The 18,863-nt window shown below is 39.2% G+C and carries 17 protein-coding genes, 1 pseudogene and 1 riboswitch; of the genes and pseudogenes, 6 read left to right on the top strand and 12 right to left on the bottom strand.

What is annotated here, in order from left to right:
• Nucleotides 1-15 precede the first annotated feature (15 nt).
• Nucleotides 16-360 carry a lactoylglutathione lyase gene (locus H5116_RS06750; RefSeq protein WP_182715803.1) on the bottom strand — a complete coding sequence of 115 codons (345 nt, stop codon included), beginning with the start codon at nucleotides 358-360 and terminating at the stop codon, nucleotides 16-18.
• A gap of 13 nt (nucleotides 361-373) precedes the next feature.
• Nucleotides 374-1,309 (bottom strand): LysR family transcriptional regulator, encoded by a 936-nt coding sequence (locus tag H5116_RS06755; RefSeq protein WP_182715804.1) that lies wholly within the window; start codon nucleotides 1,307-1,309, stop codon nucleotides 374-376.
• A gap of 133 nt (nucleotides 1,310-1,442) precedes the next feature.
• On the opposite strand from H5116_RS06755, the gene H5116_RS06760 reads away from it, so the two are divergent.
• Together H5116_RS06760 and H5116_RS06765 are read left to right on the top strand one after the other, a co-directional pair.
• Nucleotides 1,443-2,468, top strand: a complete 1,026-nt coding sequence (locus tag H5116_RS06760) for a zinc-binding alcohol dehydrogenase family protein (protein WP_182715805.1) — start codon at nucleotides 1,443-1,445, stop codon at nucleotides 2,466-2,468.
• Nucleotides 2,469-2,829: 361 nt separating this feature from the next.
• Nucleotides 2,830-3,486 carry a nitroreductase family protein gene (locus H5116_RS06765; RefSeq protein ID WP_182715806.1) on the top strand — a complete coding sequence of 219 codons (657 nt, stop codon included), beginning with the start codon at nucleotides 2,830-2,832 and terminating at the stop codon, nucleotides 3,484-3,486.
• A 113-nt stretch (nucleotides 3,487-3,599) separates the two neighbouring features.
• Here H5116_RS06765 and H5116_RS06770 read toward each other — a convergent pair whose 3' ends face one another.
• Together H5116_RS06770 and H5116_RS06775 are read right to left on the bottom strand one after the other, a co-directional pair.
• Complete coding sequence (locus tag H5116_RS06770) at nucleotides 3,600-4,001, bottom strand: hypothetical protein (RefSeq protein ID WP_096792864.1); 402 nt, start codon at nucleotides 3,999-4,001, stop codon at nucleotides 3,600-3,602.
• A complete protein-coding gene (locus H5116_RS06775; protein ID WP_232525520.1) occupies nucleotides 3,998-4,438 on the bottom strand; it encodes a T6SS effector amidase Tae4 family protein in 441 nt (146 codons plus the stop codon). Before H5116_RS06775 ends, H5116_RS06770 begins: the two co-directional genes overlap by 4 nt.
• 189 nt (nucleotides 4,439-4,627) lie before the next feature.
• Between H5116_RS06775 and H5116_RS06780 the strand changes: the two are divergent.
• Nucleotides 4,628-4,879: pseudogene (locus tag H5116_RS06780) on the top strand (NAD(P)H-dependent oxidoreductase); the annotation flags it as partial.
• Between the two features lie 124 nt (nucleotides 4,880-5,003).
• Here the strand turns inward: H5116_RS06780 and H5116_RS06785 are convergent.
• The 7 genes from H5116_RS06785 to dapB form a co-directional block, all read right to left on the bottom strand.
• Nucleotides 5,004-5,390, bottom strand: a complete 387-nt coding sequence (locus tag H5116_RS06785; RefSeq protein WP_096792863.1) for a hypothetical protein — start codon at nucleotides 5,388-5,390, stop codon at nucleotides 5,004-5,006.
• Between the two features lie 276 nt (nucleotides 5,391-5,666).
• Nucleotides 5,667-6,320 carry a 3,4-dihydroxy-2-butanone-4-phosphate synthase gene (ribB, locus tag H5116_RS06790; RefSeq protein WP_182715837.1) on the bottom strand — a complete coding sequence of 218 codons (654 nt, stop codon included), beginning with the start codon at nucleotides 6,318-6,320 and terminating at the stop codon, nucleotides 5,667-5,669.
• 246 nt (nucleotides 6,321-6,566) lie between these two features.
• Nucleotides 6,567-6,738: riboswitch (FMN riboswitch) on the bottom strand.
• A 76-nt stretch (nucleotides 6,739-6,814) separates the two neighbouring features.
• The gene (locus H5116_RS06795) at nucleotides 6,815-7,873 is read right to left on the bottom strand and encodes a S66 peptidase family protein (RefSeq protein ID WP_024597434.1); all 1,059 of its coding nucleotides are present in this window, start codon (nucleotides 7,871-7,873) and stop codon (nucleotides 6,815-6,817) included.
• 158 nt (nucleotides 7,874-8,031) lie between these two features.
• On the bottom strand, nucleotides 8,032-8,508 hold the full coding sequence (gene greA / locus H5116_RS06800; protein ID WP_004335404.1) for a transcription elongation factor GreA: 477 nt from the start codon (nucleotides 8,506-8,508) through the stop codon (nucleotides 8,032-8,034).
• A 48-nt stretch (nucleotides 8,509-8,556) separates the two neighbouring features.
• Nucleotides 8,557-11,775 carry a carbamoyl-phosphate synthase large subunit gene (gene carB, locus H5116_RS06805; protein WP_039487473.1) on the bottom strand — a complete coding sequence of 1,073 codons (3,219 nt, stop codon included), beginning with the start codon at nucleotides 11,773-11,775 and terminating at the stop codon, nucleotides 8,557-8,559.
• A gap of 16 nt (nucleotides 11,776-11,791) precedes the next feature.
• Nucleotides 11,792-12,928 (bottom strand): glutamine-hydrolyzing carbamoyl-phosphate synthase small subunit, encoded by a 1,137-nt coding sequence (gene carA / locus H5116_RS06810; protein WP_004335400.1) that lies wholly within the window; start codon nucleotides 12,926-12,928, stop codon nucleotides 11,792-11,794.
• A 361-nt stretch (nucleotides 12,929-13,289) separates the two neighbouring features.
• Nucleotides 13,290-14,093 (bottom strand): 4-hydroxy-tetrahydrodipicolinate reductase, encoded by an 804-nt coding sequence (gene dapB, locus H5116_RS06815; protein ID WP_182715807.1) that lies wholly within the window; start codon nucleotides 14,091-14,093, stop codon nucleotides 13,290-13,292.
• Nucleotides 14,094-14,447: 354 nt separating this feature from the next.
• On the opposite strand from dapB, the gene H5116_RS06820 reads away from it, so the two are divergent.
• The 3 genes from H5116_RS06820 to H5116_RS06830 all read left to right on the top strand — a co-directional run bounded on the left by H5116_RS06820 (nucleotide 14,448) and on the right by H5116_RS06830 (nucleotide 17,897).
• Nucleotides 14,448-15,761, top strand: a complete 1,314-nt coding sequence (locus H5116_RS06820; protein WP_004335396.1) for a Na+/H+ antiporter NhaC family protein — start codon at nucleotides 14,448-14,450, stop codon at nucleotides 15,759-15,761.
• Nucleotides 15,762-15,893: 132 nt separating this feature from the next.
• On the top strand, nucleotides 15,894-16,682 hold the full coding sequence (locus H5116_RS06825) for a nucleoside-binding protein (RefSeq protein WP_182715808.1): 789 nt from the start codon (nucleotides 15,894-15,896) through the stop codon (nucleotides 16,680-16,682).
• A 198-nt stretch (nucleotides 16,683-16,880) separates the two neighbouring features.
• Nucleotides 16,881-17,897: an alpha/beta fold hydrolase gene (locus H5116_RS06830; protein ID WP_182681085.1), complete on the top strand. Its 1,017-nt coding sequence runs from the start codon at nucleotides 16,881-16,883 to the stop codon at nucleotides 17,895-17,897.
• A 111-nt stretch (nucleotides 17,898-18,008) separates the two neighbouring features.
• On the opposite strand, the gene H5116_RS06835 is transcribed toward H5116_RS06830, so the two are convergent.
• Nucleotides 18,009-18,806: a M48 family metallopeptidase gene (locus tag H5116_RS06835; RefSeq protein WP_004335391.1), complete on the bottom strand. Its 798-nt coding sequence runs from the start codon at nucleotides 18,804-18,806 to the stop codon at nucleotides 18,009-18,011.
• Nucleotides 18,807-18,863 lie beyond the last annotated feature (57 nt).

Raw genomic sequence — 18,863 nt, forward strand, 5'->3', positions numbered from 1 at the left:
TATTCCTTTTTATTTTTAATTTAATTCAGTTACGTGCCAAAGCTCACCCGATGGTCCCCATAAGTAAATAACGCTACCCCAAGATTCTTGTTTTATACCCTCAAAGCGGATGTCAAAACCGTTTAGGTTACTAATGAGTTCGTATGCTTCATCTATATTTAACACACAAAGTTGCAGCATTAAGTTTTCAGCAAACGTTTTATTATAATAACGCTGTAAAAAGAACGTACATTCGCCAAAGGTACACACACATAAATCATTTGAAGCATCTTCAATCTTAAATCCAAGCGCTTTATAAAAGCGCTGAGATTGTTCATAGCTTTTACAGGGAATAAAAACTCTAATATCATCAACTTGCATAACTCTTCCTAAATTAGCTCAGTACGCTTTTATCAATAATTCCTTTATTTACTAACTGCTGCAAAATAGCTTGGGATTTTGCTCTGCATGCATCACGTAGTAAACGCACCGCTGGGGTTATTGACTGCCTACTTGGGCAAATAAGCCAAAGTTCACCATTAACATGTTGATAATATTGCATTACAGTAACCACCCTGTCATTGAGTAAATCATCGGCTATATCAAGGGCTGATTTTACAGCCAAGCCTTTACCCGCAACGCACCAGCGCCTTACTAAATCGCCATCGTTTGAGGCGCGCCTGCCATTCATTTTAACTTTATATTTTGACTCACCATCGGTGAATTCCCACGTATTATTTATAATATCCTGCAACTGATAAAACAAACCTTGATGCGACGCTAAATCATCGGGATGCATGGGAGCCCCGTTCTGTAAGAGATATTCGTCAGTTGCACATAACAAGCGCGGTACGTTACAAATTTTGAATCCATAAACGCTAGCATCATTAGGCGAGCCATAACGAAGCGCTATATCAACTGAGTCACGGTAAAAGTCGATATTACTATCACTTATATGCGTTCTTAAACTTAGCTTTGGATAAGTGTCCATGAGTTCATCAATCCATGGGATCACTAAGTTACGGCCTAAGTCAGATGAAAGGGCAACCCGCAGCTCGCCTTCAATTTCGTCGTGCTCACCTTTTAGATTTTGCTTTGCAAGCTCAAGTACAGCTAAAGCCTGCTCACATTGTGGTATGTAGCGCTCCCCAGCAGCCGATAACCTTAAATGACGTGTTGTACGAACAAATAGCTCACTACCAAGGGCTGCCTCAACACGTTTAATAGCCGCGCTTGCTGTGGCTGTACGCATATCTAACTTAGCAGCTGCGAGCGTAATACTTCTAAACTCAGCTACTTTTAAAATAAGTTTTAAATCTTCTATGTTCATATTATCTATTTATATTTGATAATGATTCAACAATTATGCGTTTTATCTATATTAAAGCAAGGTCTACTATATATCCATCAGCTAGCCAAAGCATGGCTTGCACCTTATATGTAAACAAATTAGGACACTTATTATGAAAGCCATTGGTTATAAAAAATCTCTTCCTGTTTCTAATCCTGAATCGTTAATTGATGTTGAATTACCACAGCCAGTTGCAACAGGTCGTGATTTATTAATTAAAGTTAAAGCTATTGCAGTTAACCCAGCAGATTACAAAGTGCGTGTATCTATGCCCCCTGCTGATGGTGAAATAAAAGTTATTGGTTGGGATGCTGTTGGTGAAGTTGTTGCCATCGGCGATGCTGTAACGGCATTTAAACCTGGCGATGCTGTTTACTACGCAGGTGATATTACCCGCCCAGGTAGTAATGCAGAATTTCAATTAGTGGATGAGCGCATTGTAGGGTTCAAACCACAAAGCTTAAACGATGCTGAAGCTGCTGCATTACCCCTTACTGCAATAACAGCGTACGAATTATTATTTGAGCATTTAAACATTGTAAAACAATCAGCTGATGCAACAACAAAATCAGACGAAGTTATTTTAGTAACAGGTGCCGCAGGCGGCGTTGGTTCTATTTTTATCCAGCTTGCTAAAGCGATTACTGGTGCAACAGTGATTGCCACTGCATCGCGTGAAAGCTCACAAGCATGGGTTAAAAAACTAGGCGCAGATTATGTTGTTGATCATACAAAACCATTACCGGCTCAAATTGACGCATTAAACATTGGATCGGTAACACATGTAGCAAGTCTGCACAGTACTGATACTTACTTTGAAGCGTATACGGAGGTACTTGCACCATTTGGTAAAATTGCAATGATTGACGATCCTGAGTCATTAGATGTGAGTAAATTAAAAATGAAGAGCTTATCGCTACATTGGGAATTTATGTTTGCCCGCTCAATGTTTAATGCCAAAGATTTAATTGAGCAAAGCAAGTTACTAAATCATGTTGCTGAGTTAATTGATCAGGGCCATATTCAAACAACGATTGGTAAAAATTTAGGCATTATAAATGCGGCTAACCTGCGTATTGCACACGCAGAACTTGAAGAAGGTCGCTCTATTGGCAAAATAGTGTTGGAAGGTTTTTAATTCCATAAATACTAAACACGCGCAGCCTGAATTAATTGAAGGCACCAATGTAATTGGTGTCTTCAGCCAATATTTTGGGTGGCTATGGCTGTATTTATATTTATTAAAGAAACTATTACCTAATAATATTTGATAATGATTCAACCATATACCTGTTTATCATATTGTAATAACCCACTACTATCCGTACCTAGCTATATTGATAGGCCTTACTTTACGTAGATATCAATTGAATCAAATAAGTAGAGTGATTTAAAAACACGATATTATTTTTGTAATAAATTTTTAAAAGGGTTTGTTTTTACTAAAACTGACTCAACATAGTAAATACTGGTAAAACACCTACTCAATGGAGAAACTAATGACTCACCCTATTCTTAATGACTTAGAAAAGCGTTACACAGCAAAACGTTACGATGCAACGAAACGTGTATCTCAAGACGATTTAGCCGTTATTTACGAAGCTATGCGCCTATCTCCATCATCTATTAACTCGCAGCCTTGGAAATTCATCGTAATTGAATCAGATGAGGCTAAAGAGCGTATGCATAGTACATTTGCTAATAAATTTGCGTTTAACCAGCCACATATTAAAACAGCTTCGCATATAATATTATTCGCTCACAATCCTAAATATACCCGCGATGACTACGCACAAGTTATTGATGCAGATATTAAAAATGGCCGTACTAAAGCAGAAAATCGCGAACAAGCTTTTGGTGCTTATGCGTTTGTTGATATGAATACTGATGAGCAAGGCGTTAATGAAGAGTGGACTAAAGCACAAACTTACATTGCACTGGGTAACACTATGCATGCCGCTGCACGTTTAGGCATTGATTCAACTCCAATGGAAGGCGTAGATGCCGAGCTGATTGGCGAAGTCTTTGAAAAAGAACTTGATGGTTACGTATGCGACGTCGCATTAGTACTTGGCTATCACGATAGCGCTGAAGATTATAATGCTAAGCTACCTAAATCTCGCTTGGCTAAAGAGCAAGTTATTCAGGTTTTATAAGTAATACTATATTAATAACAGTTTTCAATTAAACCACTTATTATAATAAGTGGTTTTTTATAATCCGTAAGGTATATGGAGTAAGCGAGAAAACTGTACTACTCTTTCATAGATTAATATTGGACAAATTGTTGATAAAACTTTTCATCTAAACCAATATCAGGACACACTAAACCTTTATCTTTCAGTTTAGATAGAGAAAATTTATTACTAACGACTATAACAGCCTGATATTCCAGTGAACATCTATCACTCTCTTTTACTGACCATCTTTTTAATTTCTCTAATTTAGCCGGGGCTCCAGAAATAATATAAATTTTACTTTCATTAAATTGAAAAAAATTTTTCTTGCCATTTTCAGTTTTGACTAATGAGCATGGAGGTGACAACTGTAGTTTTTCACTATTATTGTCCATTGAAACTTCGCAAATTTCAGCATCTAAAAGTATGCCAGCGTTTATATTTGAACAAGAAAATAAAAGTAACATAGAGCTAAATGTTAATTTATTTCTCATACTAAAATTTCCCAAAACCAGATCTCATCACCTAAATTCAGCCAATCTGTGTTACCACCCTTTAGGTACTCCCCATCCCACAAGTCAATGTGATCAGTATTACCCCAGCCATTCATTATAAATATAATTCCTTTTTTATCTTTCAACTTGGATAAAGCGCCCCCTTTAATTACTTTTTTAGTACCAAATGCAGTGCTACGAGGAGAGTCAATCCAATTTGCAAGCTCCTGAGCTGCCAAGATATGTCTAGGACTATGCTTTAAACCAGGGTAGCACCGGCGTTGAGGATACATACTATCAAAAGACGAAGTATCTATTCCTGACTTTTCTAGCGCAACCCCCATGCGAATAGCGCATTGATTTCCAAACAGAGATTTATCACAAGGTGCGTCAGGATATGGATGATTAGACCAAAGTTTATTAAATTTAACGATCATATTATTAATTCCTTTTATATAAGTTAACGTCAATATAGCATGGCATTAACTCGCTTACAAAAGCAAAATAAGCCGTACTATCTTTCACTTATACTATAACGTTAGCACTGACAGTTAACATGTAATGTCACACACTTTAATTAGCCTCTCAAATAAAGTCTGGAAGTTTTCTTAAAAAATAACAATTATTCGAGGTGGACTAAAGCACAAACTTACATAGCGCTTGGTAATACAATGCATACAGCAGAACGCTTAGGGATTGATTCAACTCCAATGGAAGGCGTAGATGCCGAGCTGATTGGCGAAGTTTTTGAAAAAGAGATAGATGGTTACATTTGTGATGTAGCTTTAGTGCTTGGCTACCATGATGACGCAGAAGATTATAATGCCAAATTACCTAAATCACGTTTAGCTAAAGAGCAAGTTATTCAAGTTTTATAATTTTTCAAACCAAGCAGCTGGTTTATATCAGCTGCTATTTTTTCGCTTATACATTTATAAATACAACTCATATTCAGTAAAGGATCCAAGCATATTACTCTGTACTAATGTGCTGCAGTAACTGTTAAGGCCACCTTAATATGGTAAGCAAAAGTATTGAACAAAAAGTACAGCTATAAAAAAATTGCATTACAGTGAAGGAAAACACATCGTCGGTTACAGTCACTATACCGTATTTAGATAGTGTCCAGCCATAACGAAAAGAATGCAATAAAGGTAACCCCACCATAAGTAAAAGTACCACGCTGTAAAATTGATTAATCGTGCTTAAAATCGACAGTTCAGCGAACAACAATAAGGGTAAACTGATACACAAACCAAATAAAAACACACCCGCTATTCTTTTATTAGAGCAGCTGGTCATTCGTAATATTTTTTTAGCCTCAGCCTCTTTTTCTATCGCATCATTATAGTGTTTTAATTCGTTTTCTCTTTTTAAAAATTCAGCCATTAATGCATTGAAATTCTCAGTGTATTTATCTTTATCTATATTAGCTTTTACATCGAACAATTCTTCAAGTGTATAGTTAGAATAATCTATTTTAATGGGGTAATTCCTTATAGAGTACTGTATGTAGCGGCTACAGAAAGTGCAATTCCTTCGCTAAGCTTCTTAAATAACGTAAATAAAAACAAGTGATTATTATATTTTAAGAGCAAGTTAGGCCCATAAAAACACGCAACAGGTGCGTGCTTTTAATATATCTAAGGCTGATAAAATAGTAATTTAACCTACTTTAAGCTGCGCAGCTTGAATGTATTGCACTAAATCTTCAATAGAAACCACGGTCATATTATGCTTATTAGCATAATCACTCACTTCAGGTAAGCGCGCCATTGAACCATCGGGATTAGTAAGTTCGCAAATTACGCCAAATGGTTTTAAGCCGGCAAGTTGCATTAAATCAACGGATGCTTCGGTATGACCGCGACGCATTAATACGCCACCCGTTTGTGCCTTTAAACCAAATACATGCCCTGGGCGCGATAAATCACTTGGTTTTGCATTATCCGCTGTCGCTGCTTTTATAGTAGTTACTCTATCAGCAGCAGACACACCTGTTGTTACGCCATGCTTAGCTTCAATAGTGACTGTATAAGCGGTGTTATTTTGACTCGTATTGTTAGCTACCATTTGCGGTAAATCGAGCTGTTTAATGCGTTCCTCCCCCATGCATAAGCAAACAATGCCGCTGCCTTCGCGGATCATTTCGGCCATTTGAGAAGTCGTTAGGTGCTCAGCTGAAAAAACAAAGTCGCCTTCATTTTCACGGTTTTCATCATCAACAACAAGTACGCCTTGGCCTTGCTGTAGTGCAGTGATGGCGCTTTGTACGCGGGTATGGCTTTCGCCGAATTGAGTAAGTAGAGACTGAATCATCATTATATTCCAAATAAAAATAATAGATTCAGGACTGTGAAAGGATCAGTAATACATCACTTAAATTTAAAGCGATCACTACCAAAATAGCTTAAATAAAATAACAAAAAGCACGCAGCAAAATGCAGCGCACACTGTTATACCAATAACATTAAATTAGTGACTAATTATAGCGCAAAGAAAAATAGCTCACTTAACGCGATACAACGGTCATGTCTTTAATAAAATTGGTTTTAGTATAATAAGCCATATTCTCTTTCATCCGGACTGTAACCGTCGGCTCTGGCATCTCACCAGATCTGCTTGACCTTTACTTAACCTAAAATAAGTTAAATAAAGCGCTCGCGGGCTCGTTTAAGTCATAAAAAACATTAAACATACCGCCGGTGGGGAATTTCACCCCGCCCTGAGAATTTACAGTAAGCATTAGCACTTACTGTAGGCATATTATACGCTTGTATTTATTTGTTTTTCAAAACTAAATACAATAAAAACTACGAAAGTTGAATATTTAACGATGCGCGATCTACTATACCTTCATTTATATCAGCAACTAGCGTACAGGTAGCACCATTGACCAAATTTAAGTTAGGTTGAACGTGCCCTATATCGGCATCAAAAATTACAGGAAATAAACACCCACCTAGCGCAACATCAAGCGCATGACGATAATCAAAGGCATCGTAATGACCTTGTGTTATTTCACTTCGCCCTAAAACCAAGCCATTGATGTCATCAAATATTCCGGCTAATTTTAATGACAGTAAAAATCGTGCAACGGTTGTTGGTGTAAGTTCTGAGTTTTCGAGGTATAAAATAAGCCCTTCGGGCGCACTGTCCTTTTTAAACTCATGCAGCGCTAAAAATGGCGAGTCGAGCAATAAACCTACGGTATCTAAACACCCACCAAATAACCGACCAGACATTTCTATGGTACGTTTATCTGTGTAGTTTAAACATTGCCAGTTTGTGGGCTCACTCGGGCTGAGTAATTCGTTCGGACTTTGCGCGTAATTAGGCTTATTTTTTTGGTATAAAGAAGAAGGACCTTGCTCAAATTTACTACCGGCTTCGTAGGTCAGAGTTTCAAATATTTGTAAGCTGTACGGATTTTTTTCATCTGGGTGTAACTGCATAAGATTGGCGCTGTGAAGGGTTGCCCATTGGCACTTAGCAGTGAGTGCACATGCAATAGTACTCACATCAGAAAAACCAACTAACCACTTAGGCTTTGCTTCTTTAATAGCTTTAAAATCAAGTAGTGGCAGTATTTCCATTGCCAGCTCACCACCCATTGGCGGCATAATCGCATCTATTTCATCATCTAATAAAAAACCCATTAGCTGCTTAGCATGCGCTTTAGCATTAAGCTGTTCACGTGGTTTGTTTTGACGTAAAAACTCGCCTTCAACAACATTATACCCTCGTTGTTTTAGTCCATTTATAACAATATCTAAGCGTCCGTGATACTTTTCTTTTAGCCCAGATGAAAGCGAGCAAATAGCAATTTTAGAGCCTACTTTTAAAGGCGCTGGGTAAAGTATATTAGCCATTGAGTGTTCCTTTTAATGAAGTGATTATGTACCTATATCATCATGCTTACTCTTTATGCAATATGAATACCCTTATCAGTATAGTGATTTATTTAAGGCATAAAAAAACCGATGTAAATACATCGGTTTTTATTTAAAACGTTAAAGTGAGTTGTGCGTTAAAGATACTCAACTTCAATGATTTCGTACTCAACGATACCTTTTGGCGTTTGGATAGACACTGCATCGTCTACTTGTTTACCAATTAAGCCACGTGCAATCGGTGAATTAACAGAAATTAAGTTGTTTTTAATATCTGCTTCATCATCGCCTACAATACGATACTTTACTTCAGCATCCGTATCTACATTTACTATAGTTACGGTAGTACCAAAAATAACTTTGCCCGTATTTGGCATTTTAGTTACGTCGATTATCTGAACATTTGAAAGTTTAGCTTCAATTTCTTGAATACGACCTTCACAAAAACCCTGTTGCTCACGTGCAGCGTGGTACTCAGCGTTTTCTTTTAAGTCACCGTGTTCACGCGCAACAGCAATGTCGGCGATAATTTTTGGACGGGTAACTGTTTTTAATTCGTTAAGCTCTTTGCGCAGTAAATCTGCGCCACGAACTGTCATCGGAATTGATTGCATACTTTTCTCACTTAACACCAAGGCCCTAGTTGGCCTTGGCACATTTCCTTAGTTCAATCGCAGGTGTAGCTCTTGAACTGACGTTACTTTACTACGGTCATCTGCTTTGTTAGCAGTACAGTTAGCAAAAGCCGCGTTCAAGGTTGTCGTATAGTTGGTTTTATTTTGCAATGCACCACGACGTAACACCTTCGAATCTTCGATCGCTTGGCGACCTTCGGTGGTATTAACGATATAGCTGTACTCTTTATTCTTGATATAATCAAGAATATGCGGGCGGCCTTCATATACTTTGTTTACACGTCGTACTTCAATGCCAGCTTCTTCAAGAGCTTGTGCCGTGCCACCCGTTGCGTCAAGTTCAAAACCTAAGTCGGTCATAATCTTGGCTAATTCAACAATGCGTGGCTTATCGCTATTACGAACAGATAATAACGCGCGACCACCGCGTGGTAAAGTGTTGCTTGCACCTAATTGTGCTTTTGCGAATGCTTCGGCGAAAGTATCACCAACACCCATCACTTCACCCGTTGAGCGCATCTCAGGGCCACGAATTGGATCCACACCCTGAAACTTAGCAAATGGTAAAACAACTTCTTTAACGCTGTAATAAGGAGGGATCACTTCTTTAGTAATACCTTGGCTTGCCAAAGACTGACCCGCCATACAACGAGCCGCCACTTTTGCAAGCGCTACACCGGTTGCTTTTGATACAAACGGTACAGTACGTGCGGCACGCGGGTTAACTTCAATTAAGTACACTTTGCCATCTTTTACAGCAAACTGTGTATTCATTAAGCCAACAACACCAAGCTCAAGCGCCATGTCGGTTACTTGCTTGCGCATTACATCTTGCACTTCTTGCGATAAAGAATGTGCTGGTAATGAACATGCTGAGTCACCAGAGTGAACACCGGCTTGCTCAATGTGCTCCATGATACCGCCAATAATTACTTGCTCGCCGTCGCAAATCGCGTCAACGTCAACTTCAATTGCGTTATCTAAGAAACGGTCCAGTAATACAGGTGCTTCGTTTGATGCAGATACAGCTTCGGTCATGTAGCGACGTAAATCGTCTTCATCGTATACAATTTCCATTGCACGACCACCTAGTACATACGACGGACGTACAACGAGTGGAAAACCAATTTCAACTGATTTAAGTAGTGCTTCTTCAGTTGAAGTTACTGTTGCATTTTCTGGCTGAAGTAAGTTCAAACGCTCAACAAGTTGTTGGAAACGTTCGCGATCTTCTGCACGGTCAATCGCATCAGGTGAAGTACCAATTACTGGCACACCATTCGCTTCAAGCTCACGTGCTAATTTAAGTGGTGTTTGACCACCGTACTGCACGATAACGCCTTTTGGCTTTTCAACACGTACGATTTCGAGTACGTCTTCAAGTGTAATTGGCTCAAAGTATAGTCTATCAGATGTATCGTAATCGGTAGAAACCGTTTCAGGGTTACAGTTAACCATAATTGTTTCATAACCGTCTTCGCGAAGCGCAAGCGAGGCATGTACACAACAGTAATCAAATTCAATACCTTGGCCGATACGGTTAGGACCGCCACCAATAACCATGATTTTGTCTTTATCTGTTGGGTTTGCTTCACACTCTTCATCGTAAGATGAGTACATGTAAGCTGTGTCTGAGCTAAATTCTGCGGCGCACGTATCAACACGCTTGTATACTGGCACGATGTTTAATAGGTGACGTTTTTTACGAATTTCAGCTTCAGATACACCAGCAATTTCAGCTATACGTGGATCTGCGAAACCTTTGCGTTTAAGTTTACGTAGGAAGTCGGCATTTAAACCAGCCATACCTACTTCACCAATTTTTGCTTCGTCTTTTAAAATATCTTCTATTTGTACTAAGAACCAGCGATTAACTTTAGTCAGCTCATAAACATCATCAACGCTCATACCATGGCGCATTGCATCGGCAATGTACCAGATACGCTCAGCACCTGGCTCACGTAATTCGCGGATGATTTTTTCTTTAGCTTTAGGGTCATCAAGTGCAACTATTGGGTTAAAACCTGTTGCGCCCACTTCAAGACCACGTAATGCTTTGTGTAATGATTCTTGTTGGTTACGACCAATCGCCATTACTTCGCCAACCGATTTCATTTGCGTAGTTAAGCGATCGTTAGCACCGGCAAATTTTTCAAAGTTAAAGCGAGGAATTTTTGTTACAACGTAATCGATTGAAGGCTCAAAAGATGCTGGAGTTTTACCGCCAGTAATATCGTTTTGAAGCTCGTCAAGCGTGTAACCTACTGCTAGCTTTGCAGCAATTTTAGCAATTGGGAAACCCGTTGCTTTTGATGCAAGTGCAGATGAACGTGATACGCGTGGGTTCATCTCAATGATAACCATACGGCCATCTTCAGGATTAATACCAAACTGCACGTTAGAACCGCCAGTTTCTACACCAATTTCACGTAATACCGCCATAGAGGCGTTACGCATAATTTGGTATTCTTTGTCGGTTAGCGTTTGCGCTGGTGCAACGGTGATTGAATCGCCAGTGTGAACACCCATAGGGTCAAAGTTTTCAATGGTACAAACAATAATACAGTTATCGTTTTTATCACGTACAACTTCTGTTTCGTACTCTTTCCAACCAATCAGTGATTCATCAATCAATAATTCGTTTGTTGGCGATAAGTCTAAACCGCGCTCACAAATTTCTTCAAACTCTTCCATGTTGTAAGCAACACCGCCACCGGTGCCACCCATGGTGAAAGAAGGACGAATGATACATGGTAAGCCAATTCGGCTCATTGTATCTTTAGCTTCTTCCATTGAGTGAGCAATTTCAGCACGAGGACATTCTAGGCCAATGTTTTTCATTGCTACGTCAAAGCGTTCACGGTTTTCTGCTTTGTCGATTGCATCCGCCGTTGCGCCAATTAGCTCAACGCCGTGCTTAGCCAATACACCGTGCTTGTCTAAATCAAGTGCACAGTTTAATGCTGTTTGACCACCCATTGTAGGCAGTACTGCATCTGGCTTTTCTTTTTCAATAATTTTTTCTACCACTTCCCAGTGAATTGGTTCGATGTAGGTAGCATCGGCCATTTCAGGATCGGTCATGATAGTTGCAGGGTTTGAGTTAACTAATATAACTCTATAGCCTTCTTCTCTAAGTGCTTTACACGCTTGAGCACCAGAGTAGTCAAATTCACAAGCTTGACCAATTACAATTGGGCCTGCGCCTAAGATAAGAATGCTTTTTATGTCGGTACGTTTTGGCATTATTACTCCAGTTAAATTAGTGTTTACGCGCTTGCATCAAATCGATGAAGTGGTCAAATAATGGTGCTGCATCGTGTGGACCTGGACTTGCTTCAGGGTGACCCTGGAAGCTAAACGCAGGCTTATCAGTACGATGAATACCTTGAAGCGTTCCATCAAATAACGATTTATGCGTGGCACGAAGCGTACTTGGTAGGCTTGATTCTTGAGCTGCAAAACCATGGTTTTGAGCTGTGATCATAACTACATTACGGTCTAGGTCTTTAACTGGGTGGTTACCACCGTGGTGGCCAAATTTCATTTTTTCTGTTTTAGCACCTGAGGCAAGAGCTAATAACTGATGACCTAAACAGATACCAAAAATAGGTGTGTCGGTTTCTAAAAAGGCTTGAATGGCTTCAATAGCGTAAGTACATGGCTCAGGATCACCAGGGCCATTAGATAGGAAGATACCATCAGGGTTTAAAGCAAGTACGTCAGCGGCTGAAGTTTGCGCTGGTACTACTGTAAGTTTACAACCACGGTCTACAAGCATACGTAAAATATTACGTTTTACACCGAAGTCGTAGGCAACAACATGAAACTTTTCATCAGCAGCGTCAAGGGTTTTAAATCCTTCACCTAATGTCCAGCTTGATTCGCGCCACTCAAAATTTTCCTTGGTTGAGACAACTTTTGCTAAATCCATACCTTTTAAGCCCGGGAAGGCTTGCGCGGCTTGTAACGCTTTATTTTCGTCTAGCTCGTCACCGGCAACAATACACCCGTTTTGTGCGCCTTTATCACGCAAAATTCGAGTTAGCTTTCTGGTGTCGATGTCCGCAATACCTAAAATATTACGTTCTTTTAAGTAATCATCTAACGATTGCTCGTTACGAAAGTTACTTGCTAGCAGTGGCAAATCACGGATCACTAGGCCTTTAGCCCAAATTTGATTCGCTTCTTCGTCTTCGCTGTTGGTACCCGTATTACCGATATGTGGGTACGTCAAAGTTACGATTTGTTCCGCGTATGATGGATCAGTCAAAATTTCTTGATAACCAGTCATAGACGTATTGAATACCACTTCACCGACTGACATGCCGTCAGCGCCGATTGCAGTACCGCGAAACACTGTGCCGTCTTCTAGGACTAACAGAGCGGATTTAGTCAAGTTAAACCTCCTAACAGTAAAAAACGGGAGTAAGCAATTGCCTAACACCCCGCCAATACCCAGAGGGATCGTCAAAACCAGATTTTTGTGAGCTTAAATTGTTTTACGCAGTCTTAAATGATGCAGATGTAAAGCATTCAACCTTCAATCATTTTTCTTGCCTAAAACTATTTTCATTCCCACTGAAACCCTGGATTTACTAGCCACTTGGGTATAATTGGAAACACGCATTTAGTAATTTTTGGCAAATTGGCTGCATATTACATGAAGTTGCTATTTAGGTCTAACATTATTTGGTTAATTGTTACAAATAAGTCACTGTAGGTAAAATTAGACCCAAACAGTTAAAATAGTAACTAAACTACTTAAGATCTAGCACATCTTGCATATCATAAAGTCCAGCAGGTTTGTTTTTTAACCAGCTTGCAGCCCTTATAGCACCTAGAGCGAACGTCATTCTCGAACTTGCTTTATGTGTTAATTCAAGCCTTTCGCCCATTGTAGCGAAGTATGCGGTATGTTCACCTACTATATCGCCCCCTCTTAGGACAGAATAACCAATCTCATTTTGAGATTTCGCTGTTTCTACTTGGCTTCGGTCATATACCGCAACCTCGTCGTGATCCCAGCCTTTCGCTTGCGCGATTGACTCACCTATTGCCAGTGCAGTACCTGATGGTGCATCTATTTTATGACGGTGATGCGCTTCAAATATTTCGATATCTAAATCGTCACCAAATTTATTCGCTGCAGTTTGCACAAGGTTAAGTAATACATTGACACCTACGCTGTAATTTCGCGCAAATACAATAGGGATATGTTTAGCGGCATCGTGTAATAGCGCCATATCATCATTTGTTAAACCTGTTGTGCCAATCACCATAGGAATTTTTTGTGCAACAGCTGTTTTTAAATGGTTTTTCATACCCGCTGGCAGCGTAAAGTCGATTAAAACATCTACATCATCTATTGTACTTTCGTCGCTAAAGCTAACACTGTTATCGGCTGCGCTATTTACTTGATTTACATTAATGCCCAATAGCGATGAACCACTACGAACATATGCGCCTGTAAGTTGTGTTTGCTCTTTAATTGTCGCGGCTTCTAATAGGGCTAAGCCCATTCTGCCGTTAGCACCAAAAACACCTATTCGATTTGTAGTCATGGTTTTTACCTAATTTTATTTGAATCCGTTTATTAGCTATATATCCGGACATTGCAAAATACGCAGGTGGGTATTTTTATGCAGTTGGATAAATATTAATCGCTGAAAATCGCGTTGCTTTATAGATATTATCTAAAAGTCATGCAATAGTCAGGTGACCTTTTAATTTAATAATAATAACAATACCAGTTTACTTTAGCCATCTATACATTTAAACTTCTCTTTCGCGTCGATTTGGTCTTTGGCTTGCGGACGCTGCGGCTAACAACTTTTTAAAATAAAAAGTTGTACTGCTAAATTCAGCTAAAAGAGGAGTTTTGGCTGTGATAAATTTTACTGGTTATGAGGATTATGATGCAGCCATCATTTAATAAAAACAAAGCAATACTTTCTTTACTTCCCCTACTTACCTTTGTAGCGCTATTTTTAGGCTCAGGTTTGTATTTGCAATCGCAAGGGGTTGATTATGCTTTTTACCAACTACCTGCACCTGTTGCTATATTGCCCGCCATCATGCTTGCGTTTATTTTAAATAAAGGCACGGTAAACCAATGTGTAGAGACCTTTATTAAAGGTGCCGGACACAACAATATTATTACCATGTGTTTAATCTACTTACTTGCAGGTGCTTTTTCGGCTGTGGCAAGTGCAACCGGTGGTGTAGATGCGGTAGTAAATGCAGGCTTATCGCTTATTCCACCTTCGTTATTGCTCCCTGGTTTGTTTTTAATTGCGGCCGTTGTTTCTACTGCAATGGGAACGTCAATGGGTACGATTGGCGCCATTGGCCCTATCGCTTATGCGGTATCAATTAAAACGGGTATAGATCCAGCATTAATGGCCGGTACGATTGTATCTGGCGCTATGTTTGGCGATAACTTATCTATTATTTCAGACACCACTATTGCAGCTACGCGCACGCAGGGCTGTGAAATGAAAGACAAGTTTAAAGAAAATCTTAAAATTGCAGTCCCTGCAGCCATTCTAACTATCGCCCTGTTGTTTTATTTAACACCTGCTGCACAAGTAGTTGAAACTAAAGATTATGATATTTGGTTGGTACTTCCTTATGCCTTTATTTTAGTGTTAGCAGTTGCTGGCTTGAACGTATTTGTAGTGTTGTTTAGCGGTATTATTTTTGCCGCATTAATGGGCTTTACCGGTAGTTACGAAGGCGCAAGCTTTGTAAAAGACATTTACAAAGGCTTTACTGATATGCAGGAAATATTTTTACTTTCTATGTTTATTGGCGGCTTATCTGAATTTATTCGTATTAACGGTGGTCTTGATTACATTGCTCAAAAAATTCAAGCGATTACTAAAATCATTGCAAAATGGCACCGTAAAGTGGCAGATCAATTAGGTATCGCTGCGTTAGTTTTAACAAGTAATGTATGTATTGCTAATAACACAGTGTCTATTATTGTCGCGGGCCCTATTGCTAAAAAGCTAGCAGATGACGGTGAAATAAGCGGTAAACGCTCTGCCAGTTTACTTGATATATTTGCCTGTGTTACACAGGGTTCATTGCCATACGGTGCCCAAGCATTGTTATTAGGTGCTACGTTTAAAATTAGCCCGTGGGAAGTATCAACGTCTTCTTATTACTGCTTTATTTTAGCATTTACAGCCATTGCAGTTATTTGCTTACGCCGTAATAAAGCATAGTTTAAACACCGACACTATGTTGCAGCTTAATAAGTAAGCTGCAACATATGTTAAAATAATACTCTACATATCAATCACTTTTGCTATAATGCGCGCCTTCGCGTGTCACTAAAATTATAGTTAAATACAGATATGAAATTTAAAAAATTACTTCCTCTCGTTACTTTTACATCAATTGCTTTATCGTCTTCTGCTTTTGCGGCTAATTGGAGCAGCACAGCACTACATATTAATAATGGCAACCAAAAAGACCCATTTACTGAGCAAGAGTCAAACACTACTGTTTACTCGGTTCAACATGCATCGGGTTACGATTACGGCGATAACTTCTTTTTTATCGATTACAGTAAAGACGATACCGATGATGGTTACCAAGATGCTGATTTTTATGGTGAGTGGTATTCAACGGTAAGCTTATCGGCCATTAGCGGCGAAAAAATTGGCGCAGGCGCATTATTAGATGTGGGCCTTACCGGTGGTATTAACGTTGCTGGCGACGCTAAAGTAATGAAATACTTGCCTGGTGTTAAATTAAGCTGGGATGTACCTGGGTTTAACTTTTTTCAAACGCTGTTCACAGCCTACATTGACGATAGTGAAGGTGTAGCAAAAGGCGGGGCTCCTATTGAAACAAATAGCTGGATGCTTGATGTTGCCTTTGAATACCCTTTTAATATTGGCTCACAAAAATTTAGCTTTAAAGGCCACGCTGAATACATTGCAGAGCGTGAAGATGAATTTGGTAACGATGTAGAGGCGTGGATACTCGCACAGCCTATTTTAGTATGGGATATGGGCCACGCTCTTCAAATGAAAGAAAACACACTACTGTTGGGTATGGAATTACAATACTGGCACAATAAACTAGGTACTGAAGTCACTGAGTCAGTGCCACAAATCCATATTGAGTGGACGTTTTAAGCTTTAACGATACTCGTTTTACCCTACATTGATAAGCGAAGCTCTATTTTAGCTTCGCTTTTTTCATCTCCAAATTAAACAACGTTGAGCATGACAAAGCCTCAATTGAATAGTACTTAATGTTTGGTTACTATAATGAATTATTCTGAGTTTTATATATTAGAGCTCATATTATTTGTCCTTAATTGGAGTAACCAAATGTCGTCGATTAAAGTTATTTGCTTTTCTACTTTATTGTTATTAACAAACAATGCATTAGCGAGCACAACGCAAGATACCTCTTCACTTTCTTATGATGCACTTTTAAGCAGTTATCAGTACGACTTTAAAGTAAATTACTTTAACATTGAGTCACAAAAACAGTCTCTTAAAATGGCCTATATTTACTTAAAGCCTACCAAATCCGACATGCCTACAGTGACGCTTATGCACGGCAAAAATTTTAATGCAGATTACTGGACTACCACTGCGCAATACCTGCAATCTTTAGGCTACGGCGTATTAATTCCTGATCAAATTGGTTTTGGAAAATCATCTAAACCAACTAATTACCAGTATTCATTTGCGGCTCTTGCTCATCATACTCATGCGTTAATGGACTCACTTAATATAAAAGAGTCAATTGTATTAGGGCACTCTATGGGTGGGATGCTAGCGAGTCGTTTTGCATTAATGTACCCAAACACAACAAGTAAATTAATTTTACTTAACCCTATTGGGCTTGAAAACTACCTGCAGTATGTTGATTACAAAGATACAAATTTTTTCTATAAAAACGAATTTTCAAAAACGCCAGAAGGCGTAAGAAAATACCAACAAAAAAATTACTACGATGGTAAGTGGAATGCCACATATTCAGCCTTAACCGACTTTATAACAGGGCAAATACAAGGCCCGGATAAAGAACAAATGGCATGGGTAAATGCAAAAACATACGATATGATTTTCACTCAACCTGTAATAACCGAATTTAAAGATTTAACTGTACCGGTTAAATTAATTATTGGTACACGCGATAGAACCGGCCCTGGCCGTAACTGGAAAAAAGACGGTGTTGATTACGAGCTTGGTCGATATGATAAATTAGGCAAACACGCTGCAACACTTATCCCTGACGCACAATTATTTGAACTGGATAATTTAGGGCACCTGCCGCACATTGAAGATTTCGAACGCTTTAAAAATGTATTTAAACAAGCACTTGCTGCTGAATAACCACGCTTAAAAACTAAAATAAAACCCCTGTAGGTAAAATACTTACAGGGGTTTTATTTTAATTACGCATTAATACTAAACGTACACTACTTCAGATAGTAAAGCGCTTAACTACAGTGTGCATTGTGGGTTTTTACCCTGTGCTTTAGCAGTGCTTTGCTCGCTAAGTGCTTTACTCATTTGCGCTTGTAGATTTTTAATACGGTTACTTGGCGCTGGGTGAGTAGATAAAAACTCAGGGGTTGTACCGCTGCCCGCTGCACTCATATTTTCCCAAAGTGTAACCGACTCTTGTGGATTAAACCCCGCCTGTGCCATTAAATCCAGACCTATAGTATCGGCTTCTGATTCGTGAGAGCGGCTAAATGGTAAAACAACTCCATATTGTGCGCCCAAACCTAAGCCTTGCATAATTTCGTTACGGTATTGAATATTACCCATTTCAAGTGCAGCACTACCAAGCTGCATACCGGTATCTAAAATAGAGCTTTGTGAAACACGCTCATTAGAATGCTCAGCAATTACGTGCCCTACTTCGTGCCCTAGTACTGTTGCTAGTTGGTCTTGATTGGTGGCTATTTTTAGTAAGCCCGTATGAACCCCAATGTAACCCCCAGGTAATGCAAAAGCGTTAGCAGATTCATCTTCAAATACCACTACTTCCCAATTTTGCGACGCGTATTCTTTTGGTAATACAGCGACTACTTTTTCAGCAATACAATTTACATAAGAATTTGTTTTAGCATCTTTATTAATTGGTTGGCTTTTTTTCATATCTGCAAAGCTAGCAGTACCCATTTCACTCATTTGTTGATCTGAGTAAAGCGCTATTTGAGTACGTCCTGTTGGTGACGTTTTACAACCGGCTAAAACGGCTGTCGCTAATACTGCAAGTACTAGTTTTTTCATGATAATTCTCTTAAGTAATGAATTTTTTATTGCTTGTAGAATAGCAAACACAGTACC

The sequence above is a fragment of the Pseudoalteromonas sp. SG45-2 genome (genome assembly GCF_014164115.1).
In the GTDB taxonomy this organism is placed as follows: Bacteria; Pseudomonadota; Gammaproteobacteria; order Enterobacterales; family Alteromonadaceae; genus Pseudoalteromonas; species Pseudoalteromonas distincta.